This is a genomic window from Rhizobium tibeticum (assembly GCF_900110205.1).
Lineage (GTDB): Bacteria > Pseudomonadota > Alphaproteobacteria > Rhizobiales > Rhizobiaceae > Rhizobium > Rhizobium tibeticum.
In genome coordinates this window covers 1-23,756 of the sequence record NZ_FOCV01000037.1, presented here as the reverse complement: position 1 = coordinate 23,756, position 23,756 = coordinate 1, and the positions used below count along the sequence as shown (strand labels likewise).

Here is a 23,756-nt window from a genome sequence, read left to right as displayed (position 1 = left end):
TCAGTTTCCTTTCGCGACGCTGCGCGCCTCGTCCCAGATGCCGCAGAGGCGTTCGAAACGAGACGCCATGTCGACGACCGCGGCTTCGTCGGACAGATCGCCCTTCATCCAGGCGCGTGCCACGTCACCGAAGATCGTCCGGCCAACGGCGAAGCCCTTCACCAGCTCGAAAGACGCGGCAACCTGGAACGACGCGGAGAGTTCCGCTTCGGGAGCATCGAGGCCTAGAACGACGATCCCGCGCGTGTTGTCGTCATTGCGCTCGATTGCCCGGATTGCGTTTTCCCAGCCTGCTCTTGTCTTCATCGGCTCGAGTTTCCACCAGTCGGGATAGACGCCGATGTCGTAGAACTGCTGGATAAGTGTGGCAGTGGTGTCCTCGTCGACAGCGGAAACCTTCGACGGGATGATCTCCAATAGAAATTCCAGGCTGTTGCGACGGGAGGCCTCGTAGAGCCTCTTGACCGTCTCCCCCTGATTGGCGCGCTGCTCTGCGCTGTCGGAGGGATGGCAGAAGCAAAGGACCTTGACGACATTGTCGCGAGCCCATTCCTCCAGGCCACCGCAATCCAGGCCCAGTTCTGGTTCAAGCGTCAGCGGACGCGATCCCGGCCATTCGCAGGGTCGTCCGACCCACAGCCCGGTGCCAGCGGCCGCATGAAGTGCGCGCCGACCGATCCGATTGTCGCACAGGATGCCATATCCGGCTCTGCCGTTCTGGACACGCTGTGCGGCCTGCAGGCAGAGAAGCTTGAAATCACCGCCGCGCTCCAGCGTGTAGCCCGGCATCTCTTCGAGCTGCATGCGGTGGTCGAAGGCGAAGACATGCATGCTCGGCCAGTCGCCGCTGCGGTTCGTCGACCAGTGAATCTGTTCCAGTTCCTGATCGTTACGGAGGTCCGGACGCTTCACGCCGCGTTTCAGAAAGAACCGCAGTTCCTTCAGGCTCGGATATGCAGGAGTGCAACCATGGCGACTGACGGCGAACGCGCCGCAGGCATTTGCGTATTCCAATGCCCGGGGCCAGCTTTCGCCGTCCAGCCATCCTTTCAACAGTCCAGCAAAAAAGCCGTCGCCGGCGCCAAGGACATTGAAAACTTCGATTGGGAAACCTGGTCCCTTCTGAGCGTCATCAAGCGTGTTTGGAACCCAGTCCTCGATCGCAACAGCGCCCAGAGCGCCACGCTTGCAGATGAGGGTGGCGTCCGAGACCTGCCTCACGGCCCGTAGTGCATCGACAGTGTTGGTTGACCCGCCAGCGATGTGAAACTCTTCCTCGGTGCCGACAATGAGGTCAAAAAGATGCAGGGTCGACCGAAGCTTCTCGGTGACCGCCCGGCTTTCCACGAACCTGCTCTCGCCATCGCCGTGCCCAGCGACACCCCACAGATTTGGTCGGTAGTCGATGTCGAGCGCAGTTTTCACGTCGTGCTTGCGAGCAAGCTGCAACGCCTTCATGACAGCGGCTTCGGTGCGAGGATTTGAGAGGTGCGTTCCGGTCACCACGAGCGACCTTGCAGTGCCGACGAACTCCCCATCGATATCCTCTTCGGAAAGGGCCATGTCGGCACAGTTCTCGCGGTAGAAGATCAGCGGGAACTGGTCTTCGTCACGTATTCCGAGAATAACGAGGGCGGTTAGCCGCTCGGGATCTGTCTTCACGCCATCGGTGTAGACGCCTTCACGCTCAAGTTGCTCGCGGATGAAGCGGCCCATGTGCTCGTCGCCGACACGCGTGATGACGGCGCTCTTAAGTCCCAGCCGGGCGGCGCCGCAAGCGATGTTTGTCGGACTGCCACCGATATACTTCCTGAACGACCCCATGTCCTCGAGTCGGCCGCCAACCTGGGCGCCATAGAGATCAACCGAGCTGCGGCCGATCGTGATTACATCCAGGGCTTTCTTCATGACCGTTCCAGTCTTTTGATGCGAGGGATCGCGACGGGGAGAACTGGCCGTCCGCCCCGTCGTGATAAGGATCAGCCCAGTCGCACAGGCTGCTTCTTCGAGACCGACTCGATCGCGGCCAGCGCGATTGCCAATGCGTTGCGAGCGTCGATGCCGGTTGGTTGATCGCCGATCTTCCTTTCCCGCACTGCGTTCACGAAGGAGGCGAGCTGCGCCGTATAGCCCTGCACGAAATGGTCGGTGTCGCAGCGCCAGGTGTCATTCGACACCCCGTCCTTGTCGAACAGCGTCATGCTGGAGCGACGGACATCACCCATCGTGACCATCCCGCCGGAGCCGAAGACTTCGCCGCGGATGTCGTAACCGTACATCGCGCAGAAGTTCGCCTCGGCGACGGCGATGGAACCATTGTCGAAACGAATGTTGACGACGGCCGTGTCGAGGAAGCCCTTTTCGCGAGCATCCGGGCGGACGAGAGCGTCAGCCATTGCGAATACTTCGACAGGGTTCGCGCCGGGGTTCAGCCACAGGAGGGTGTCGAAGTCGTGGATCAGCGTTTCGTAGAAGATGGTCCAGAGAGGAATCTTGTCAGGATCGGCGCCGAACGGACCCGGATCGCGCGTCAGAGAACGGATGAGCTGCGGAGCGCCGATCTTGCCTGCGTCGATAGCCGCACGGCCTTCTGAGAACGCCTGATCCCAACGACGGTTGAATCCGACCTGCAGAGGAACGCCCGCTGCCTTGGCAGCAGCAATGCCACGGTCTGCATCTTCGAGGGTCAGCGCCATCGGCTTTTCGCAGAAGATTGCCTTTCCGGCTTCCGCTGCTTGCACGAGAACATTGGTATGGAACCGAGCGGGCGTCGCGATGATAACGGCGTCCAGACCCGGCTGCGCGAGCATTGCGGCGACGTCGGTATAGGAAGCATCGACGCCGAGCTTGTCAGCAAGCTTCGCCGCCGCGCCCGGTGCGGGATCCGCGATTGCTACGAGTTCAGCATCCACGAGCCTCTTGGCTACGCTCTCGCCGTGGAAGGAGCCGATGCGTCCAGCACCGATGAGACCGACGTTTACAGTTTTGACCTTGGCCATGACTTATATCCTGTGTGGGAATTTAGAGAGTGAATGCTTCACGGAAGGCTGCGAGCGCGGCATCGGAATCTCCGGACGCCCAGGCTTCCATTCCGATCGGGCCGGAATAGCCCATGTTCTTCAAAGCCTTCGCGACGCCGTTCCAATTGACTTCGCCAGTGCCAGGCTCGCAGCGGCCGGGTACGTCGGCGACCTGGATCTCGCCGATCCATGGGAGTGACTTCCGGCACAGTTCGATCAGGTTCCCTTCGCCAATCTGCGCGTGATAGAGATCGAGATTCAGGCGCAGGCGGGAATGGTTGATGCTGGAAACAAGCGCGAGCGTGTCCTCCGCGCGCCCAAACGGAACGCCCGGATGGTCGACGGGCAGGTTCAGGTTCTCGAGCGTGAAGACCACGTTCTCTTCCTCGGCCATGTCGACGATGCGACGTAGCGTGTCCTGCGCCTTGAGCCACATCGCTCCTGTCACGACTTCGATCGGCTGAACCGGAAGGCCACGATCACCAAGACCTGTTCCATGGAGGTTGAGGCGCTGAACACCTAGACGCTTGCCCACCTGTGCGGTCTCACGCGCGGTCTTCAGCAATTCATCCGCACCTTCGTCATCGGTAAGACGGCCCGTAAGGTAGCCGTTCATGATGGTGAACGTCGCGCCCGTTGCTTCGAGCTTGGCAAGATCATGTTCCGGCCAGTTCCAAAGGCCTACTCCGAAACCGAGTTCCTTGAGACGCGACGCGCGCCATTCGATCGGCTTGTCCCGCCACAGCATCTCGGCGCAGGCGGCCAACGGAAACGTGGATTGTTTAGCATTGCTCATTGGGGTGCTTCCCTAGATTTTGGGTATGAGTGTCCGGGGCCCGGCACCTTCGCGCCGGACCAAATTCGTGCATGTGGAAGTGATCAGATCGTCCCGCCGAGTTCCGCAGAGATCGACTGAAGTTCCTTGCCACCAGCCATCAAGTTCTGAAGGCCATCAAGGTTGATCTCGTCCTTGGCGAACGTCCCGAGGGTCTTACCGCGGTTCAACGCTGTGAATCTGTTGCCCACGGCATAGGCATGGCGCACGTTGTGCGTGATGAAGATCACGCCCAGTCCCTTGTTTCGCACCTGGTCGATGTACTTCAGAACCATTGAGGTCTGTGCCACGCCGAGAGCGGATGTCGGCTCGTCGAGGATGAGAACCTTGGCACCGAAGTAGACCGCACGGGCGATTGCCACGCACTGGCGTTCGCCGCCTGAGAGAGTGCCGACAGCCTGGCCCGGCTCGCGAACGTCAATTCCAATCTTCTTCATTTCTTCGCTGGTGATACGATCAGCGAATTCCATGTCCATGTACTTGAACGGACCAAAGCCCTTGAGCGGCTCGCGGCCCATGAAGAAGTTGCGCGTCACGGACATCAGCGGGATCATCGCAAGATCCTGGTAGACGGTGGCGATCCCTGCATCAAGCGCACCACGGGGTCCGTTGAACGCGTGAGGCTTACCTTCGACCAGGAAGTCGCCCGACGTGGGCTTGAATACGCCGGACAGCGTGTTGATCAATGTCGACTTGCCCGCACCGTTGTCGCCAAGCAGGCAGAGCACCTCCCCTGCGTGGACACTCAGCGAAACGCCGTTGAGAGCGATGATCGATCCGAAATGCTTTACGAGATTCTTGACCTCGACGAGTGGCGTCTGAGTGTTGCTCATCAGCGTTCTCCCGTCACGCGCTTGCGAATGATGTTGTTGAAGATGACCGCGGTGAGCAGCATGCCGCCGAGGAAAACCAGATACCAATCCTGGTCGATGGAGGTGTAGGTCAGGCCGATCAGGACCATGCCGAAGACGATGGACCCGAAGAACGCGCCGATTGCCGAGCCATATCCTCCGGTCAGGAGACATCCGCCGATGACCGCTGCGATGATTGCTTCGAACTCCTTCTGGAAGCCGCGGCGTGCATCTGTGGAGCCAGCGTCGAGGACGGTCAGAATGGCTACGAGAGTGGCGGACATGGCGGTGCCAATGAACAGCGTAGTCTTCACGCGAGCAACGGGGACACCGGACTTGCGCGCGGCCTTCGGGTCGCCGCCAGAGGCGAAGATCCAGTTGCCGAACCGTGTGCGGAGGAGAATCCACGTTGCGAACAGCGCAATGAAGACGAACCAGAGGATTTCCACCGGAATGCCGGGGACCTTGGGCGCACCACTTGGGAAAGTCTCAATGATGCCGTTGCTTCCGAGCCAGGAAAACAGACCCGTGAAGGCGTCGCCGGAAAAGATCGGCGCAATCGGGCTGTCAGCGACAGCTTCCTTCATGCCGCGAAGCTGGGTTGCGCCGCCGCTCGCCCACTTCAGGCCCACGAGCGTCAGACCGCGGAGAATGAAGAGGAATGCAAGCGTGACGATGAACGACGGCAGGCCCGTCCGCATGGTGAGCTGAGCGTTGACGACACCAATGACCGCAGCGAATGCGAGCGCGATGAGGATAGCGACGCTCAGCGGCAGATGAAGGACAACCAAGGCGGTACCGAAGACGAGGCCAGCGAACGCGACCATGGATCCAATGGAGAGGTCAAACTCGCCGCCAATCATCAGCAGCGCCGCACCAATCGCAAGGATTCCAAGCTGGGCTGCGGGAGCCATGAAGTTGACCACGCCTGCGAGCGTGAACATGGCGGGGTTGGCAGTGAAGAAGAAGAAGATCGTTACGAGAACCAGTCCTGCCACGGCGCCGAGTTCCGGGCGACGTGCGAGCGCGGTCATGGTCGAGACCTTCTTCAGGCGCTCGTCGGATCGGGAAGCGGTCCCGTTCTGTTCGTTGGCCAGGGTCATGGTCGTACCTCAAAGATGAAGAGTTAGTCGTGCGCCACCTGTATCCGGTCAGACCGTATCGGGATCGGATGTCGGGCGATGATGGCGGCCCCGCAGGAGGGGCGGGAGCCGCCTCGGGTCCGCTTAGCGGATACCCTGGGAGGATTTCTCGATAACCGAGGCTGCTGCGTCCTTCTCGACAAAGCTCGGGCCGGAGGCGACGTTGCCAGCGGGGATCGTGCCATAGCGGGCATTGAGCGCAAGGAAAGTCACAGGCAGGTAGCCCTGCAGATAGGGCTGCTGGTCGACGGCGAAGAGCGCCTTGCCCTCAGACACAGCTTTCAGGAAGCCAGCCGACAAGTCGTAGGAAGCAACCTTAACCTTGTCGCCATTGCCCATCTTCTCAACGACGGCGACAGCACGCTCGCCGACGAGCGGAGCGGACAGACCGAGGACGACGTCGATGGACGGATCGGAGGTCAGGGCAGCCTGGATCTTGGATTCGATTTCGGCCGGATCGGCAGTGGTCGGCAGAACCGTGACCTTGCCGCCTTCGAAGCCCTTCTCGGTACCTGCGCAACGCTGGTCGAGTGCGGCGTTACCAACTTCCTGGTTGACGCACAGGACATGCTTCAGACCGAGCGACTTGAGCTTCGCACCAACCTTCACGCCCGCCGGAAGTTCATCCTGGCCGACATGGAGCTTGATGCCGAGCTTTTCCGCAGCAGCAATGCCCGAGTTCATGGAGATGACCGGGATGCCAGCGGCGACGGCTTTCTGAATGGCCGGGCCAAGCGCATCCGGATCAGGGTCGGAGATCACAATGCCCGCGGGATTCTGGTTGGCTGCTGCTTCGATGAGCTGGCCCATCGCGACCATGTCGAAGGTTTCCGGTGCGCGGTAGTCGACCTTGACGTTGCTGTCCTTGCCAGCCTGCATCATGCCGTTCTTCACGATCGACCAGAAGGGGTCGGATGCCTGGCCATGCGTCACGGCGATGATGCTCATCTGTTCTTCGGCTTTTACGCCAACTGACCACGAGGCGGCGATGCCAACTGCAACCGCGCACGATGCAAGCGTCTTGATAAATGCTTTCATTTTTCTCTCCTCCGATTCCGCCACTCCAAGGCGGTGAAAGCGCTACCGGGTGCATTGTTATTGCCACCGGGTGCAAACTCTCTTGCTACCGGGTGCAAAATAGTTTGCTACCGGGTGCAAGCAGGTGCATATTATGTAAGAATGAGTTAAAAGCAAGCATTCATTTCATCGAAATCGCAAAATGGAATATATGTTCCGGGAGGCGGCATGCGCAAAAGAGCAACGGCGAAGCAAGTGGCGGAGGCCGCAGGAGTATCGAAGTGGACAGTGATCCGCGCATTCACGCCCGGGGCCTCGATCACCGAAGAGAGCAAGCGCAAGGTGCTCGAAACCGCCGCAGCTCTCAATTACACTCCAAACCTACTCGCCAGGAGCCTTGCCACAAACACCACCGGACAGGTGGCGGTCTTCGTTGATGACTTCGCCAATCCCCAGAAGTTGCCATTCCTTGAGTCACTGACTGAAAAGCTGCAGGCCGCTGGGCTCGTTGTGATGCTCATCAACATCAACAACCACTTCGACCACGTGAACGCGCTGCTTCATGCGGACCAACGGCAGGTGGACGCCATCATCCTTTTCGGCACGGCCTTTCGCGATGAGACTCTTACTGACCTTCAACTCGGCAACGGAATGCCACCGATGTTCGTGCTTGCACGAGATAGTCAGATCGAGGGTGTTCCTGCTGTTGTCTGCGACGCGGAACTCGCACTAAGGGAAATCGTCGATCACCTTCATGCGAAGGGCTACAAGCGTCCGGGCTTCATGAGCGGTGCGGCAGCACTCTCAACCGCATTGAGGCGTCGCCAGCACTTCGCCGAGTTCTGGGCGGAGAAGGGAGTAACGGATATCGCGCTTCTTTCCGCCGAGAAATATAGCGCCCCGGCCGGGGCTGCATCGATCAGGCGTTACCTCTCCGAGACCGCGGCTCAAGATCGTGTCGATGTACTCATGTGTGAGAACGATATTCTGGCTATCGGCGCCATGGACGAGATTCGCGGAAAGTTCGGCCTCAGAGTGCCCGAGGACATCGCAATCGTTGGCTTTGACAACTACGAATTGGGTGGTTCGTTTGCATACGGTCTCACGACCTACGAGCAACCGCGCAACGAGATGGTCGATGTGGTCCTCAAGATGATCAAGGGAAAGATCGAGCCCGAAACGATAACGCTTCCTGGAAGGCTCATCGTGAGGCGATCCGCGTAAAGCGAGGACTATTGTTGCGCGGGAACGTAGATCAATGTCGCGAGGAGCGTTGAGAGGAGCGGTATTGCACGCCTGTCCCAACGCTCAATGCGCTTTCACGGCCGTCCGATACAAAATCGACCCGGTTGTCGTGATTTCCTGACATCTGGTACCGCGCAGCGGCCCAGTGATCAAGGGCTTTACCAATCAGAAGCGTGGCTCAGGCCGCATGTATGCATGTGGCGACGTCCTTCGGGACGCCGTGCTTGATCATATTTGCCGCTTTTTCAGCACTCATCATGCTTGGCATTGGTGTCGCCGCCCAGGAGCACCCGCATAATACGCTCTGTTGACAGCATCGCCTACACGATCATTTGGCGGCGACAGCTTTAAGGCGCTGCATGTTGACCGAGAAACTGACGATGTAGGCGCCGAACGCATGTGTCATGGTGCTGCCATTCTCGATCCAACCATTCAGATCCCAGCCCACATCGAGCAAATCGGATGCAGCGAATACGAACTCCAAGGTATCAGTGAGGAAAGCGAATTCCGTGAAATGCTCCTGGTAGTCGAAGGCAGCCTTGCTTCCATGGACATAGTGATTGCGGGCAAGAACAGCGTGATTGCAAGGCAGGTAAAGGTCAGGAAATCTATCGCCCGCCGCCGCCATGAGCTCGATGATAGACTTTGTCGCGAAGGCTGGCTGTGCCGACACGCCCGAGGGCGGAAAGAACTGATTGTTTGGCGAAGCTGTCTGGCAGCGCCGCAAACGTTTCGCGACATTTCTTCACCGCGTCCTTCAGAAGCTCATCAGGTTCCTTCTTTTTGGGCGCTCGGCTCTCTGGTAGCAGATCGAACATGTTGGCAGCGCCGACGATGCGATTGATCCCGTATGTCCCGAAAAAAGCCTGGCAAAACGTGCGCGAGGGTCAGCCATGATGTGTGCGCTGTCCATCCAACCCGCGGTTACCCTGGTGAACTCCTCAGGCCGTCGATCCGGAGCCAAAAGTACGTCCATGCGGGAAGTCTCGGAGTCCTCCTCGACCCGCTCATTGCAGAGGCTCCAATACAGTCGAGCCTTCTGGTGCAAATCGCGTTCGCCATTCTTCACGCTGTGTGTGAACTCCAGCTCGATCCACTGGTAGCGCTGTCGACTTTCGATGCTGAGCTCGAAAAGGCCGTGCAAGGTGTACAGTTCGTGGACGGCAGCGCTGAGTGTCTTGGGCATCGATGCCGGCTACGGAGCGCCCGCAGTTCGGGCGATCCTGAGAATTCAAGCTGACAGCCGGGTCCGGCGATGGTCTCTGCAAAACCCAGCGAAACCGGGTCGGCGCGCTCGCTTTCGCTACCTATACCGAGGATCGCAAGCATCTTAGGCTATCGCAGCAGCCACCAAAACAGCGTTCCGAATCCGCCGATAAATATAACTATGAAACCGATGATCCGGAGAAGGCCTTCGTTGACGTTGCCTTTGCCGACGATCATTGTGAACCAATCTTCCGGCATTTGTCTCTCGCTTGATCCGAGGGTATTTGAGACCGACGATAGCTCGCATTAGCGCGACGCACAACATGCTGCTGGACCGTAACAACTGCCCCCCAAATCTTCAGTTCTCTTCACGTCATGGTAGGTGCGCGTACCGCTAAAGGCGTACGTGCGAGCCGTGCTCGGTTGTGCTCTTATGGCGGCGGCCGAGAGACGGCCAGTTTCCCTGTGAAAGTGCTGAGGGTCCGCTATCACCCCTGCGGACCTCTCACTTTTCAAAGCCTTCCTCACCAAATTTGCTAACGCCACCTATGCGAACGGATGCATCCTTTTTCCGGGTGCAAAACGGTATCCTAAAGGCGCCTCAGAACCCTCTGTGAGCAGGGCTAACACATAAGGCCGTCGAACCCCTGTCTGGCTTTGTGTGCCTCTGTCTGCAGCCAGGTCGCCGCTCCGGCGGCGGCCTCGGAATCCTCCATGATTATCACTGTGCGGATCGCGGCCTTTGTATCGAGGTGGCACTCTCGATCGCGCCGTCGAGCAAAATCATGATGTTCGAAGATCGTGAGACAGAGCCGCGCGAGATCACGATTCTTTTTCGTTTCGCGTGCCTATCACGGCCAAAAAAGAGCCCGGAAGAAGAATCCGGGCTGATCGAGGGTTACTACCAGGGCTGATTGCCATACCAATCGTCGATGTCACGGCGAGCGCGATCGCGCTCGATACCGTAGCGTTCCTGGATCTTGCCTTCCAACTGGTCGCGTTTGCCGGCGATCTGATCGAGATCATCGTCAGTGAGCTTGCCCCACTGTTCCTTGATCTTGCCTTTCATCTGCTTCCAGTTTCCTTCGACACGATTCCAATCCATTTCGCTTCTCCTTGATACTGTGGCTGTGAAGGTAACGATGCAGCAACAACAGTGTTACGTGGGGCTCGAGCGCCTTGAGCTCACGGAACATGAAGAAGTGCAGACACGGCTCTGGCGCGAGCACTGGCATTCGTGCAGCACCCCGAAGCTTCGAGGAATCGATGACGCCTGCCCTGCATATCCCGCGAGATCCATCGCCCACGGATCATCAACGCTCGTGTCGCACTGAAAACCTCGGCTATATCCCTTTGTTCCCTGACGATGTTTTGTTTTCGGTGGACGAAATTCTCGTGGGCGCGGTCTCGTATTTATTGCTCGCGAAGAATTGACACGCTCCTCGAGCGCGTTGCGAAAGAGCGTAACGTGCAAGCTGTCTTTGCGTGCTGGTGGAACTTCCTCGTCCTGCAGAGCTTAACCTCGCAGCCACTTGGAGTAAAAAAGATGACAGAATTTCAGGATATCAGAATCGTTGAATTAAATGATGCAGCGTCTGGTCTGTCCAACGAAGGACCGTTGACGAGTATGGTCTTACGTCTCTCGGCAGATGCACCAGATCCCTGGTCCACCACGTTCAACGAGGCGTGGCAGTCGCACGGCGGGATGATGAAGCGAAAGGCTATGGCGACTCGAGATTCCATCACTTCCCTGTGCATGCCCTACGAGCTGCAGGGGCAGATCCTCGAACTGAACAAGGTCATTGACGAGACAAACACGTCTTATCGCTCCATGCTGTCTCAAGCGGCGTCGCAGAGCTACGGTGTGGTGGATGCGAGACGCGAACTGAACGACCTGAAAAACTCGCTGACCTACGAGTGATCCTCGTCCTTTCCCGTGGACGGCTCTGCCCGTAAGGTCATCCCCCGAACGGCATCGTGGCGGGACAGTTTCTCCTTTGGGTTACTTCTCGGGCTCTTCCTTTGCGCTTCAATGTTCGCCGTAGAACCGGCAATCACCGCATGAGACCAGCCGAACGTAGAGCATCTTCGATAACCTTCTGAACTCCACTCACTGGCTGAGTCTCGTTCGGAATTGGCGGCATTGGCCGAAAGTCGCCCGCGCGGGCCTCGATTGGTTCGGCCTGCCTTTCAAAGGAAGCGATCAGACCCCACGCGCCGGCGATTATCTCAGTGGACGAGACCCGGCGGTCGAGCATGAACGGCGCCGGATGCCCATAGCCGCTGGCCGCGTCGATCGGCGTGCCGTGTGCCATGCCCTGTATGGTGTAGGATTTAATCGCCGGTCGTCCCTCACCATCCGTCCAGGTCTGGAGCGAGTAGCCCTTTCCATCCTCGAGTATTGAATGCCGGCTGTCTAGCTTGTGGACAGCCATCCATTGCTGCGCGATCGCTCGCGCATTTGAGTGGACGACCGTTGTATCGGAGGTTCCATGCCAGATGGAGATGGACGGCCATCGTCCCTGATGAGACGATGCGGAACGCAGGAGCGATTGCAAATGCGCGGCCTTGGGAATTCCATGTCCTCGCATGCGGTCGAACGCTTGTGGCACGGAAGCGGCCGTCCCGTACGGAAGTCCGGCGATGATGGCGCCACCGGCGAAAACTTCCGGATAGGTGGCCAGCATGACGTTCGCCATCGCGCCGCCCGCCGACAGCCCGGTGACGAAGATCCTCTGCTCGTCGACTCGGTATCGCTCGACGACGTAATGGATCATTTGACGGATGGAGTGTGCCTCGCCATGGCCACGGGTGATGTCGCCGGGGTGAAACCAGTTAAAACACAGATTAGCGTTATTGGCGTGACGCTGTTGCGGGAAGAGGGCCACAAAGCCGTGTTCGTCGGCAAGTCGCGTCCAGCCTGAGCCGGCGTCGTAGCCCACGGCTGTCTGCGTGCAACCATGCAGGACCACGACCAGAGCCGGCTTCGACTTTAAAGAGAGCGGGACATGTACCTTCCCGTCGAGCGCGCCGGGGTTGGATCCGAAGTCGGCGACAGAGGCGAAAACGCCACCGTCCGGCTCCGGAGTCGCCACGCCTGCGCGCAGCTTGGACAGTCTTCTAATGGTGTCGGAAATAGACCTCAAGGCAGCCTCCTGGTGTCGGCAGCCGGGATGGCTGAGCAGGTGAAACGTGCCTAGGGGGGATTGGTTGCTGCACTGCACAAATATTTCTGCACCGCGCTCTATGGGGAAGGAGGCGCCCGCGTCCAAAAACAATGTCGTGAGCATCATGGACGCCCTGCCTTCAGCACCCTCGCCTTCGTCCATTTACCTACTACCCCCAACGGTTGAGCGCAACACAACTTTAGGAGTTCAAAATCGGACCTCGGCCTGACTCCGGAAGGTTTCTGTGAGTTAACCGGTCAATCGCCTGGTTGCGCGCGCGCTTCCATATCCGCGATCATTGCCGCACCACCGAGGAAAAACAGCCAGGCGCCTCGTTGTGCTCTCACGATGCAATATATCTAAAAAAAATCAATTCCATACTTCCTCGTTGCGGCGGGAACAAAGATCTTCTCTGTCGGTTTGCAGCCCATGGATCCGAAACGCGATCCCAAAGTGGAGGAAGTGCATAATGAGGAAGATCATCTTCTTGGCGGCAATTCTGGGGACGTCTGCCGTTGGCGCCTTTGCCCAGACAACGCCGGCTCCATCGGCCGACGGAAATACACCCGCGGTTGCAACCCCAGACACAAAAAATCCGACTGCGCCCGTGGAAGGTGCCAACAGCTTTACGGAAGCCCAGGCAAAAGATCGGATCTCGGAAGCGGGATACACTGAGGTCAAAGATCTCAAGCTTGATGACAAGGGAATCTGGATTGCGTCCGGGATGAAGGACGGAAAAGCCGTCTCCATCGCCCTCGACTATCAAGGCAACATTGTTGCCAAGTAACCCAAGGAGAAACATGATGAGAACCGCAACAGGACTTTTCGACGACTATTCGGACGCACGTTCCGCCGTTAACAAATTGGAAGTCGCGGGCATTCCCTCAGACGACATCAGTATCGTCTCCAACAAGGGTGGCCACATTGATAGCGACTCTGACGCTGGTGAGGGTGCCGCGACCGGCGCTGGTATCGGCGCTGCCGTCGGAGGCGCTGGGGGCTTACTCACCGGACTTGGTCTGGTGGCCATCCCTGGTGTCGGACCGGTGGTTGCTGCAGGCTGGCTTGCTGCCACGGCGGCTGGAGCTGTTGCGGGTGCCGTCGCCGGTGGTGCTGCTGGTGGCCTTATCGGGGCACTCACCGACTCCGGGGTCTCGGAAGATGATGCTCATCTCTATGCCGAAGGCGTCCGCCGCGGAGGTACCCTTGTCACCGCCAAGGTTGAGGACGCCCGCGCCTCGGAGGCAGAGGCCATTCTCCAGGGTTCCAACTGGGTGGATACTGTCGAACGTCGCCGGGCTTACAACGAGCAAGGTTGGACGCGCTTTGACGCGACGCTCGACCCGTACGCGCCTGAACAAATCGAGCAAGAGCGGAATAGATATCGTCCACCGGTGATCTGATGAGGTCGTGCCGCAGCGCAAACCTCCTCGCTTGTTGCGAGGAGGATGCGCTCGTTCCGTGCGAACCTGATCCTAGCTATAGCTGGAGATTCGTCGTAGGAGTCGCGAGAAGCCTTCGGAAACTCTGGATGCGCTCGCTGCACAACCCAGTGCTGAATGAGGCTTCTGAGCGTTTACGAGAATTCGTGGCACCTTCCACGGTGTGGATTAAACGGCTTTGAGGCGGAAAGTGAAATGCGCCGGTGCTGGAACGGCTGTTGTGATTGATCTACTCAGCCGCGACCGTTCTCGTCCTTCGGAGGAATTGCAGAAGGCTGTCCCTGAAATCCCGGCAAACAAGGATGGGAACCTTCTCGCTGATACGATGTTTAAGCGTCACGCCAGCCGGGAAGCCATGCTGTCGTAATTAGACGCCGGTTTTACTTGGTGGAGGCGCTGTTTCATAAGCTGTGGAAGGCGCGCGTCGTGTGGGAATCAACCGTGACGATCCGACTGGGCGGCGTTCCCATACCATCAAATCGTCGCGACAGGCGTTCGAACTCCTAACCAAGCGCTGGCCCACCTCTGACGGAAGTGCCTACATCTCCGCCTTAGAAGCTTGCCAAGGCGTTGAGGTCGGAACCGTAGTGGAAAACGACGCTCTAGGTGTATTTTTGCTCGCGCTCAGAGAGGCCAACATCCGGTTCACCCTGTCTACCGGATAAGCGCCGCGCTTTCCGGAACCAAACCCGATGCACGGCGTTTGCCTTCTATCTCTCCTGGAATTGCCCCCGCAAAAAATGCGGGGGTTTTTTTGAGCGGAACCATTGCGGAACGACCGCGTGTGGATGTCGCCTCGACTTCCATCTGAAAATGACCGAGGCTCTGCGCGCCACCGCAGCGCCACATTTTTTCATGCAGAGACTATGCATGACGCCGTCCGCGTGAATATTCGCTACAAACGGAAGCATGACGGATAGCAGCGCGATCTCAGAAGTCATAAGTCGCACTAGATAACGACACCGTCGGAAATTTTCGCGAAGCGGAACAAATACGCACGCGGCGGGTTATTCGAATGTCTTGGGAACTACTCCATTTTCCAAGGCAAGACACACGACCCCACTTCGCCCCGTCATTCCAACGGGGCGACTTTTATTGTGGCGATCGTGTGCGATAGAACTGACACGCCATCCGATCTTGTCGCTCGCCGCTTAAGGTAGAGCGGCGCTGTAAGTGTTCGACTGCGGCTGCTCGGGCGCTGCGCCGATACAAGGCTCTGCTCGTGTTGACATTGCACGTTCTGAGGGCACCTTGAAGCAAAGCGCTCTTAAGCAGGTTCAAGCGAGAGATTTGCGGTATCGGCAGCCGCTACGATGGTCCCCAGTACGGCAATTTCCTCGTCCGTCAGATTTGTAAGTGGAGCCCGGACCGAGCCCGGATCGCGGCCTATCACCTTTAGTCCCGCCTTGATGATCGAGACGGCATAGCCTCTTCTTCGATTGCGCAAGGCAACGAATGGGAAGAAGAAATCCTTGAGGATCCGGTCGACGGTCTTCTGGTCGCCGCTTCGCAACGCTTGATAAAAACGTTGTGCCAGGTCCGGGACAAAGTTGAAGACGGCTGACGAATAGGTCGTGACACCAGCCGCGAAATAGGCCTGAGCATAGACTTCGTGGGTCGGCATGCCGCCAACATAGACCAGGCGGTCACCGATCTTGGTGGTGATCTCGATGACACGGTCGACATCCCCGACCCCATCCTTGAAGCCGATCAGGTTGGGGCATTCTTCGCAGAGCTGCGCAAGGCTATCTGCCGACAAGATGGCGTTATCACGGTTATAGACGATCACCCCGATTCCGACTGCGTTACAGACTGCCTTTACATGCGCAACCAAACCGGCCTGTTCCGAAAACATCAGATATGGTGGCAGAAGGAGCAAGCCATCGGCGCCGGCCCTTTCGGCTGATCGTGCAATCTCGACCGCAAGAGAGGTCCCGTACCCTGTTCCCGAAATGATCGGCGTCTTACCGGCTGCGTTCTTCGCGGCGCGTACGACCAGCGGCACTTCCGCAGGATTGAGCGAGAAGAACTCGCCAGTACCGCCAGCTGCAAAAAGAGCGCTTGCCTCAAAGCCGGCCAGCCAGTCGACATGTTTGCGGTATGCCGCCTCGTCGAAATTGTTGTCGCTATCGAAATGCGTGACGGGAAAGGAAAGCAAGCCGTCGCCGACGGCTTTCTTGATGGCGTTGGGTTCCATGTCAATGTCCTTAAGTTATTGCTCTATCGAAGGATTTGGGGCGCGATCACAGATGCCCGGCTTCCATGGCCTCAAGCAGGGCGGCGATATAACCATAGCAAAAGCTGAAGGCGACACCGGTGGCGTCGCGGCCGCTAATGGTCGGCACATGATCCGGCATGACCATGTATTTGTAGCCGACCTCCTTATACACTTTCAGCGATCGGACCATGTCCATGTCACCCTCGTCGGGGAAGGTTTCCATGAAGGAAAGCGCCCCGCCGCGAATGTTGCGGAAGTGCAAGTTGAAGATCTTGCCGCGTGTGCCGAACCAGCGAATGATGTCGTCGATCTCCTCGCGCGGGTTATCGAGCATCTCGCCGATCGACCCTTGGCAGAAGTTCAAACCGTGATAGGGGCTTTCCCGCATCTGGACGAACTTCTTGAGCCCATCGACCGTCCCAAGCACGCGCGTGACGCCGCGATAGCCGGGCGGCGTGTAGGGATCGTGGGGATGGCAGGCAAGGCGGATGCGGTTGCTTTCGGCAACGGGGACGACCCGTTCGAGAAAATAATCGATACGCTCCCAGTTTTCGTCCTCACGCAGCACTCCCGCAAGGCCAGGTGCCGCCTCCTGGTCTGCCTTCTCCCAACGGAATGCCTCGTTGAGCGATCCGCCGCGGCCTTTTTCGAGCTCGGTGCGCGGAATGCCGATCAAATTGAGATTGTATTTGGTCGCAGGTATGCCTGCCTTGGCGCAGTTCTCGATCATCTGGCAGACAGCATCGATCTGCCGATCGCGCTCCGGCCCGGCCAAGAGGATATCGGGATAGGATGCTTTTTCGATCGGTTTCGACGGCAGGGGGAGCTGGATCATGTCGAGCACAAGCCCGAAGCTTTCCACATGATCGCGATGACGCTCGAGATCATCCAGCGTCCAGCTTGACGGGGCGCCTGGCGGATCGGCCGAAATGTGCTTCACCCCAAGCTGAGCAAAAACACGAAAATCATCATCGTCGCGCACTGCGACCTGCGTTCCCAAATACACGCCCATCCTCCCGAACGATTAAACCATGTCATATGACATAATATGAATTTTGGAGGCTGTCGAGCACTATTGCTGCTCTGCGAGCATTCGGTAGCGTCGCTGGCTCGCCATCATGTGGGCGCGCATGGCCTGGCGGGCCCGATCCGGATCCTGATCTGCAATGGCCGAAAGAATCTCCCCGTGCTCGGCGTGGACCTTTTCAAGGTAGGCGCGGTCATTGGCTTCAGGCAAGGTTGGAAACTGTCCGCGCGGTATCGCACGAGGACCGAAGTGGCGGAGAACGTCGACGTAAAACCGGTTGTTCGTAGCAGCAGCGATGGCCATGTGAAACTCGTAGTCGGCCTCGACGGTCGGCTGTCCGGCCTCGATCAGATTCGCCATTTTCCTGTTGGCCGCGCGAATGGCAGCCTCTTGCTCGGCTGTCCTGCGATAGGCTGCGATGGCCGCGGCCTCGCCTTCGGCAGCCATTCGAAACTCCAGCAATTCAAGGGTCTCGGGGATGCTTTTTACTTCGATTGGCGTGAGCGACAGACCCGTCTTGGTCTTCGGATCGGCGACGAAGACACCCTTGCCTTGAACCGGTTGGACAAAGCCTGCCGCGCGCAGGTCGGCAATTGCCTCCCGGACGACAGTCCTGCTGACGCCAAAGGCAGCCTCAAGCTGCGGCTCGGTTGGCAGTTGATCCCCCTCTCGCAGCTTGCCCGTCTCGATCTGCAGGCGCAGTTGATCGATGACCTGCTGTGCCAGCCGCTGTCTGCCGCGATTGATCGTTACCATCGTGCCGCCCCCAACTTATCCATCCTGTCTCGTCCGCATGACGCTTGCAAAGCGCTCTGATCTTCGATAAATCATAATACGACATACGGACGACATATTATGTCTCGTATAGTAACTCAGGGAGGAGTTGCAATGAAGCATTTTTCCAGAAGTCTGTTTGTAAGCGTCGCCTTAAGCGCACTGACCATGGCCGCCCAGGAGCTCAAGGCGGCCACGCCCGCTGACCAGCTTGTGATCGGGACATCGCTGGCCCAGGTTCTGTCGCTCGACCCGCAGCAGGCGACGGAAGGCAAGGCCGTCGAGATCATGTCAAACCTCTACGACCGGCTGGTGGCGACGACGCCAGACGGAAAGGTCGTGCCGCAGCTTGCAGAAAGCTGGCAGGTCGATGACAAGGGGGTCACCTTCAAGCTGCGTGAAGCAGCCTTTGCCTCAGGCAATCCGGTCACGTCGAAAGACGTCGTCTATTCTCTCGGACGGCTTCTAAAGCTCGACCAGGCTGCGGCAGCAAACCTGAAGCGTGTCGGCTACACCAAAGACAATGTCGACCAGCTGGTCAAAGCGATCGACGACAAGACCGTGCGCATCGACCTTTCCGATGCGGTGACGTCGGAACTTCTGCTTTACCGGCTCGCCATGGCGATTGCGAGTGTTGTCGACAGCGTCGAGGTGCAGAAGCACGCCGTCAACGACGACTATGGAAACGCCTGGCTTAGAACCCATTCTGCGGGCTCAGGTCCGTTCACGCTCAATCGCTGGTCGCCGAACGAACTCGTCATTCTTGACGCCAACAAGGGCTATGTCGCGGGTGCGCCGAAGATGCGCCGTGTCATCGTCCGGCATGTGCCTGAGAGCCAGGTCGAACGCCTGATGCTTGAGCGCGGCGACATCGATCTCGCCAGCGCCCTGACGGCGTCTGATCTGGCAACTTTCAACGGCAAAAAGGGTTTTGAGGTTCAGCGCGTCCCTACGGGCGGTTTTTATGTTCTGGCGATGAACGCGGGCAACAAGTATCTCGCCAATGCAAAGGTGCGCGAAGCGATCGCATACGGCATCGATTATCAGGGCATCGAAAAGACGATCATGGGGCCGTACGGCCGCGTCAGGACGGTCCCGGTACCAGAGAATTATGAGTATGCGGTACCAAGCCCGGACTGGCACCTCGATGTGGCCAAAGCAAAGCAGCTGTTGGCCGACGCAGGTTTCAAGGATGGCTTTTCGCTGACGCTGAAGACCATAGCTCAGACACCCCGTGTCGATCTGGCAACGGCGATTCAGGCCTCACTCGGCCAGATCGGCATCAAGGTCGATGTCCAGCAGGGAAATGGCTCCGATATCATTTCGGCGCACCGGGCGAGAAACTTTGATCTCCTGATCCCGCAGACTGGCGCCTATATGCCGAACGTCCTCGGTTCGATGGAGCAGTTTGCATCCAATCCGGACAATTCGCTTGAAGCCAACAATGCCGGCAACTTCGTGTGGCGCTCGGCCTGGGACATTCCGGAATTGACCGCAGTGACGGCAAAGGCGTCGATGGAGCCTGACCCCAAAAAACGCGGCGAGCTTTACGTTGAGATGCAGAAGATGTTCATCGACCAAAAGCCCGCCGTGCTGCCGATGTTCGAGCGTTTCGAGCCGATCGTGCTGAACAGCAAGGTTCAGGGCTATGTCGGCCATCCCAATCTGATCACGCGCCTTGAAGGCGTGACCAAGGCCGAGACCGAATAGACAAGGCCGCCGATCATGAAAGAACTGTCCGTAACCGAACTGGGACGGCGGCTTTGGCATCTTGCTCTCAGCCTGTTCATCCTGCTGTGCGTCACTTTCGTGATCGGCCGCGTCCTGCCCGCCGACCCTGTCGGGGCAATCGTCGGCGAGCTTGCAGATCCGGCTGCCTACGCCGCCATGCGCCAGAAGCTTGGCCTTGACCTGCCGATCTACCAGCAGTTTCTGATCTATCTGAAAGGGCTGGCTCAAGGCGATTTCGGGACGGCGGTCCTGACCGGCAATCCGGTATCGGCGGATCTTGCCCAGGTATTTCCGGCGACCTTCGAACTTGCCACCCTGGCAATTCTCATCTCGACATTCGTTGGTGTACCCCTTGGCCTGACTGCAGCGCTCTTTCGCGACAGTTTCATCGACAAGATTGCTCGCGTGATCGCGCTTGTCGGTCATTCGATCCCGGTCTTCTGGTTCGGAATTGTCGGCCTGGTCATCTTCTATGCTGGCTTGAATTGGGTTGGTGGCCCGGGACGCATAGATGTCTTTTACGAGGGCCTCGTCACGCCGCAGACGGGCCTCTTGCTGGTCGACAGCCTTTTGCAGGGCGAGACCGAGATCTTCTGGAACGCACTCGGCCACATCATTCTTCCAGCTGTCATCCTTGCCTATGCGGCCATGGCCTACATCACCCGGATGACACGCAGCTTCACGCTGGAACAGCTAAGCCAGGACTATGTGATCGCCGCGCGCGCAAAAGGCGTCGGCCCGGCAAGGACCGTCATCGGCCACGTTCTTCCCAACATTGCCGTACAGCTCATCACCATTCTTGCGATCTCCTACGGCGGGCTTCTGGAAGGCGCGGTCGTGACCGAGATCGTCTTTTCATGGCCCGGCATCGGTCAATACATGACGAACGCACTGATGATCGGCGACATGAATGCCGTCGTTGCAGGTACGATCATCATCGGTTTCATCTTCATGTTTCTGAATTTTCTCGCGGATATCGCCTATGCGATCTTCGATCCGCGCACGAGAGAGGCAGCGCGATGAGCGAGGCAATTGACACCAGTCTTCCTGTACGTCCACCGAGCCTTCCAGCACGCATCACAGCATCGTCGGCGCGTATCGTCTCGAAGCTTGTGCAAGAGCCGCTCGGTCTTGCAGGCTTCGTCATTCTTGGGCTGCTCTGCGTCGTCGCGATTATTGCCCCTTGGCTTGCGCCCTACGATCCGAATATCCAAGTTCTTTCCGACGCGTTGAAGCCGCCGAATGCTGCACATTGGGCCGGCACCGACGAGTTCGGGCGCGACATTCTTAGCCGGCTGATTTACGGAACCCGGATCACCGTCCAGACGGTACTCTCGATTTCTCTGATCGTAGGCCCCATCGGTCTCCTGATCGGCGTGGTTGCCGGCTTCTTCGGTGGCCGCACGGATGCGCTTCTGATGCGAGCGACTGACATCGTTCTTTCCTTTCCTTCGCTGATCCTGGCGCTGGCATTTGCCGCTGCCCTTGGCGCCGGTCTGACCACTGCGATCATCGCCATTTCCCTGACTGCCTGGCCGCCGATTGCCCGGCTTGCACGCGCCGAGGCTCTGGTGGTCAGGAACGCCGACTACGTCGCTGCTGCACGTCTTTACGGAGCCTCGCCGCTGCGCATCCTGTTCGTCTACATCGCGCCCATGTGCATCCCCTCGGTGATCGTTCGCCTGACGTTAAACATGGCCGGGATCATCTTGACGGCAGCCTCGCTCGGCTTTCTTGGACTGGGTGCGCAACCTCCGGCGCCGGAGTGGGGTGCAATGATCTCGAACGGACGCAAGTTCATGCTGGACTACTGGTGGGTTGCCGTCATGCCCGGCTTGGCTATCCTGATTTCCAGTCTTGCCTTCAATATCGCGGGCGATGCGCTTCGCGACATTCTGGATCCTCGCCATGCAAGATCATGAGATGAAACCCGTACTTTCCATCAAGGAATTGAACGTGAGTTTCGGCAGGAGCGCGGTTCCCGCCGTATCCGGTGTAAGCTTCGACGTCGGGCGTGAGCGCGTCGGCATCGTCGGCGAGTCCGGCTCGGGCAAATCGACGACCGGACGCGCGATCATGCGCCTTCTGCCGCCGAGTGCGAACGTCACGGCGGCCCATCTCGAGCTTGACGGGCGGCCCCTTCTGTCGCTGCCTGAGCGGCACATGGGCAAGATACGGGGCAAGGACATCGCGTTGATCATGCAGGATCCTCGCTACTCCCTCAATCCGGTGCTGACGGTCGGCAAGCAGATCGCCGAGGCGGCCCACCTGCATCTTGATCTGCGCGGCAGGGCTGCATTTGCGGCTGCAAGAGCAGCACTCCAGCGCGTGCGGATCAACGACCCGGAACGCGTAATGACGCTTTATCCGCATCAGATTTCCGGCGGCATGGGGCAGCGCGTGATGATTGCCATGATGCTTCTTGCGAAGCCGAAACTGGTCGTTGCCGACGAGCCAACGTCGGCCCTCGATGTCAGCGTCAGGAAGGATGTGCTGACGCTGCTCGATGAGCTTGTCCGGGAGAATAATTCCGGTCTGCTGTTAATCAGCCACGACATCCGCATGGTCGCAGCTTTTTGCGAACGGATTATCGTCATGTATTCCGGGCGCGTGGTCGAAACGCTGACCCGGCTTGAAGAGGCCCGCCATCCCTATACGCGAGGACTTATGGCGGCGATGCCGGATCCGAAAAACCCGGTGCGGCGCCTTGCGGTTCTCGACCGGACAATGCTCGATCGGGAGAATGCATGATGATTGAAGTACGCGATCTTGATGTCGTGTTTGCTGCGGGCAAGCAGGAAAATCACGTCGTCAAGGAGGTGAGCCTCAAGGTGGCGCGTGGTGAGACCTTAGGCATCGTCGGCGAGTCTGGTTGCGGCAAGTCCACCTTGCTGCGCTGCCTTGCCGGCATGGAAAGGGGTTGGTCAGGAGAGATTGCCCTGGCCGGCAGGGTCGTCGGCAAGACGCGCAGCCGCGAAGACCTCAAATGTGCGCAGATGGTTTTCCAGGATCCCTACGGGTCGCTTCACCCCCGCCACCGGATCGGAACGGCGCTCACCGAACCGTTGAAGGCCATGAACCATGTCGATATCTGGCAGAAGGTGGACACGGCCCTGCGCCAGGTCGGCCTGCCGGTAGGCTTTGCAAACCGCTTCCCCCACGAACTCTCCGGGGGCCAGCGCCAGCGCGTTGCAATCGCCAGGGCCCTGATCCTGTCCCCGCCCATCCTCCTGCTCGATGAACCAACCTCGGCGCTGGATGTTTCGATACAAGCGGAAATTCTGAACCTCCTGGCCGATCAGCGTGACGAGCGAGGCCTGACCTATGTGCTTGTCAGTCACGATCTCGCCGTCATCGCGCATATGTGCGATCGCGTTTTGATCATGAAGGACGGCCGCTTCGTCGACGAGCTCACCAAGGCGGATCTGCAGACAGGGGTGACCCACCATGCCTATGCCCGCGAATTGTTTGGGGCAAGCTTCATCTGAGCATGGTTGAACGATCAACCGCCAGCTGGCAAGTCGCTCTTCGACGGCGATTTTACCTCCAGCGTCACTGGAAATATCGGAGCGCGGCCCAGTGCAACGGCTGAATTGCAGATGTTGTTGCGCTTCAATCTGGCGTGCCGCATTTCGCTCCCGTGCGACCGGATCACTGCCGCTCGATCGCACCATGGTCACGAAGAAACAGCCGTAGCAGCGCTCTTTGTCGACGGTTTGAAATCTTGCGGCAGATAGCAGCTGCCGCCAAGCAACCGCCGCAGGCCCTTTCTCTGTATGAAAAAAGCTGGACCAAAGCGCCACCCTCATGCACTTAAGAAACAGAGGTTTCTTTGAACGCGACGGGATCCGTTTCCTTTCAGGTCACGATCAGAACTGGGTAGGGTTTATCTGCGGCCGAGCGTCGAACGGCTAATTACGTGGCTTGAGCGATGAACTCTGTAAGAGAGACTTAGCTGTTGCCAGCACGTTGCTTTAGACAACGCCCCCTAGCACTACTTTGGCAGAATTGATTTTGGGGTCATTTGGAACCTGATACGGCAGTGTGGACATCGTTGTGGTGGATGGTGGTTTGAGAGCGC

The 23,756-nt window shown here is 58.5% G+C and carries 22 protein-coding genes; 10 read left to right on the top strand and 12 right to left on the bottom strand.

What is annotated here, in order from left to right; all coding sequences use genetic code 11:
* The 6 genes from BSG20_RS28525 to BSG20_RS28500 all read right to left on the bottom strand — a co-directional run bounded on the left by BSG20_RS28525 (window position 1) and on the right by BSG20_RS28500 (window position 6,886).
* Window positions 1-1,908, bottom strand: a complete 1,908-nt coding sequence (locus BSG20_RS28525) for a bifunctional 5-dehydro-2-deoxygluconokinase/5-dehydro-2-deoxyphosphogluconate aldolase (protein WP_072380784.1) — start codon at window positions 1,906-1,908, stop codon at window positions 1-3.
* Window positions 1,909-1,979: 71 nt separating this feature from the next.
* Window positions 1,980-2,999, bottom strand: coding sequence for a Gfo/Idh/MocA family oxidoreductase (locus tag BSG20_RS28520; RefSeq protein ID WP_072380782.1), 1,020 nt, complete (start codon window positions 2,997-2,999; stop codon window positions 1,980-1,982).
* Window positions 3,000-3,021: 22 nt separating this feature from the next.
* Window positions 3,022-3,816 (bottom strand): TIM barrel protein, encoded by a 795-nt coding sequence (locus tag BSG20_RS28515; protein WP_072380780.1) that lies wholly within the window; start codon window positions 3,814-3,816, stop codon window positions 3,022-3,024.
* An 83-nt stretch (window positions 3,817-3,899) separates the two neighbouring features.
* Window positions 3,900-4,688: an ATP-binding cassette domain-containing protein gene (locus tag BSG20_RS28510; protein WP_072380778.1), complete on the bottom strand. Its 789-nt coding sequence runs from the start codon at window positions 4,686-4,688 to the stop codon at window positions 3,900-3,902.
* Window positions 4,688-5,809, bottom strand: a complete 1,122-nt coding sequence (locus BSG20_RS28505; protein WP_072380777.1) for an ABC transporter permease — start codon at window positions 5,807-5,809, stop codon at window positions 4,688-4,690. Before BSG20_RS28505 ends, BSG20_RS28510 begins: the two co-directional genes overlap by 1 nt.
* A 123-nt stretch (window positions 5,810-5,932) precedes the next feature.
* Window positions 5,933-6,886 (bottom strand): sugar ABC transporter substrate-binding protein, encoded by a 954-nt coding sequence (locus BSG20_RS28500; RefSeq protein WP_072380775.1) that lies wholly within the window; start codon window positions 6,884-6,886, stop codon window positions 5,933-5,935.
* Between the two features lie 207 nt (window positions 6,887-7,093).
* Between BSG20_RS28500 and BSG20_RS28495 the strand changes: the two genes are divergently transcribed.
* Window positions 7,094-8,089, top strand: a complete 996-nt coding sequence (locus BSG20_RS28495) for a LacI family DNA-binding transcriptional regulator (protein ID WP_072380773.1) — start codon at window positions 7,094-7,096, stop codon at window positions 8,087-8,089.
* Between the two features lie 349 nt (window positions 8,090-8,438).
* Here the strand turns inward: BSG20_RS28495 and BSG20_RS28490 are convergent, their stop codons facing one another.
* Window positions 8,439-8,783: a HEPN domain-containing protein gene (locus BSG20_RS28490; protein WP_143147542.1), complete on the bottom strand. Its 345-nt coding sequence runs from the start codon at window positions 8,781-8,783 to the stop codon at window positions 8,439-8,441.
* Between the two features lie 1,434 nt (window positions 8,784-10,217).
* On the bottom strand, window positions 10,218-10,421 hold the full coding sequence (locus BSG20_RS28475; RefSeq protein ID WP_072380765.1) for a CsbD family protein: 204 nt from the start codon (window positions 10,419-10,421) through the stop codon (window positions 10,218-10,220).
* A gap of 441 nt (window positions 10,422-10,862) precedes the next feature.
* Here BSG20_RS28475 and BSG20_RS28470 point away from each other — a divergent pair, with 441 nt between their 5' ends.
* Window positions 10,863-11,237 carry a hypothetical protein gene (locus tag BSG20_RS28470; protein ID WP_072380838.1) on the top strand — a complete coding sequence of 125 codons (375 nt, stop codon included), beginning with the start codon at window positions 10,863-10,865 and terminating at the stop codon, window positions 11,235-11,237.
* 133 nt (window positions 11,238-11,370) lie between these two features.
* Here BSG20_RS28470 and BSG20_RS28465 read toward each other — a convergent pair whose 3' ends face one another.
* On the bottom strand, window positions 11,371-12,462 hold the full coding sequence (locus tag BSG20_RS28465) for an extracellular catalytic domain type 1 short-chain-length polyhydroxyalkanoate depolymerase (RefSeq protein ID WP_072380836.1): 1,092 nt from the start codon (window positions 12,460-12,462) through the stop codon (window positions 11,371-11,373).
* A 490-nt stretch (window positions 12,463-12,952) separates the two neighbouring features.
* Between BSG20_RS28465 and BSG20_RS28460 the strand changes: the two genes are divergently transcribed.
* From BSG20_RS28460 to BSG20_RS38965, 3 genes are all read left to right on the top strand, one after another.
* Entirely contained in the window at window positions 12,953-13,270 is a 318-nt protein-coding gene (locus tag BSG20_RS28460; RefSeq protein WP_072380763.1) for a PepSY domain-containing protein, read from the top strand.
* A gap of 16 nt (window positions 13,271-13,286) precedes the next feature.
* Window positions 13,287-13,886 (top strand): general stress protein, encoded by a 600-nt coding sequence (locus BSG20_RS28455; RefSeq protein WP_072380761.1) that lies wholly within the window; start codon window positions 13,287-13,289, stop codon window positions 13,884-13,886.
* Window positions 13,887-14,335: 449 nt separating this feature from the next.
* Window positions 14,336-14,590, top strand: a complete 255-nt coding sequence (locus BSG20_RS38965) for a DUF982 domain-containing protein (RefSeq protein WP_083540017.1) — start codon at window positions 14,336-14,338, stop codon at window positions 14,588-14,590.
* Between the two features lie 602 nt (window positions 14,591-15,192).
* Here BSG20_RS38965 and kdgD read toward each other — a convergent pair.
* The 3 genes from kdgD to BSG20_RS28435 form a co-directional block, all read right to left on the bottom strand.
* Window positions 15,193-16,122 carry a 5-dehydro-4-deoxyglucarate dehydratase gene (kdgD, locus tag BSG20_RS28445; protein ID WP_072380759.1) on the bottom strand — a complete coding sequence of 310 codons (930 nt, stop codon included), beginning with the start codon at window positions 16,120-16,122 and terminating at the stop codon, window positions 15,193-15,195.
* Window positions 16,123-16,168: 46 nt separating this feature from the next.
* Window positions 16,169-17,149: a mannonate dehydratase gene (locus BSG20_RS28440; RefSeq protein WP_072380757.1), complete on the bottom strand. Its 981-nt coding sequence runs from the start codon at window positions 17,147-17,149 to the stop codon at window positions 16,169-16,171.
* A 66-nt stretch (window positions 17,150-17,215) separates the two neighbouring features.
* Entirely contained in the window at window positions 17,216-17,926 is a 711-nt protein-coding gene (locus BSG20_RS28435) for a FadR/GntR family transcriptional regulator (RefSeq protein WP_072380755.1), read from the bottom strand.
* A 132-nt stretch (window positions 17,927-18,058) separates the two neighbouring features.
* Here BSG20_RS28435 and BSG20_RS28430 point away from each other — a divergent pair, with 132 nt between their 5' ends.
* The 5 genes from BSG20_RS28430 to BSG20_RS28410 are packed head-to-tail and all read left to right on the top strand — an operon-like array spanning window position 18,059 to window position 23,163.
* Window positions 18,059-19,654 (top strand): ABC transporter substrate-binding protein, encoded by a 1,596-nt coding sequence (locus BSG20_RS28430; RefSeq protein WP_072380753.1) that lies wholly within the window; start codon window positions 18,059-18,061, stop codon window positions 19,652-19,654.
* A 15-nt stretch (window positions 19,655-19,669) separates the two neighbouring features.
* Entirely contained in the window at window positions 19,670-20,698 is a 1,029-nt protein-coding gene (locus BSG20_RS28425) for an ABC transporter permease (protein ID WP_072380751.1), read from the top strand.
* Window positions 20,695-21,597, top strand: a complete 903-nt coding sequence (locus BSG20_RS28420) for an ABC transporter permease (protein ID WP_072380749.1) — start codon at window positions 20,695-20,697, stop codon at window positions 21,595-21,597. Before BSG20_RS28425 ends, BSG20_RS28420 begins: the two co-directional genes overlap by 4 nt.
* On the top strand, window positions 21,584-22,426 hold the full coding sequence (locus BSG20_RS28415; RefSeq protein ID WP_072380832.1) for an ABC transporter ATP-binding protein: 843 nt from the start codon (window positions 21,584-21,586) through the stop codon (window positions 22,424-22,426). The genes BSG20_RS28420 and BSG20_RS28415 overlap by 14 nt, the downstream gene beginning before the upstream one ends.
* Window positions 22,426-23,163, top strand: coding sequence for an ABC transporter ATP-binding protein (locus BSG20_RS28410; RefSeq protein WP_072380830.1), 738 nt, complete (start codon window positions 22,426-22,428; stop codon window positions 23,161-23,163). Before BSG20_RS28415 ends, BSG20_RS28410 begins: the two co-directional genes overlap by 1 nt.
* Window positions 23,164-23,756: the final 593 nt, after the last annotated feature.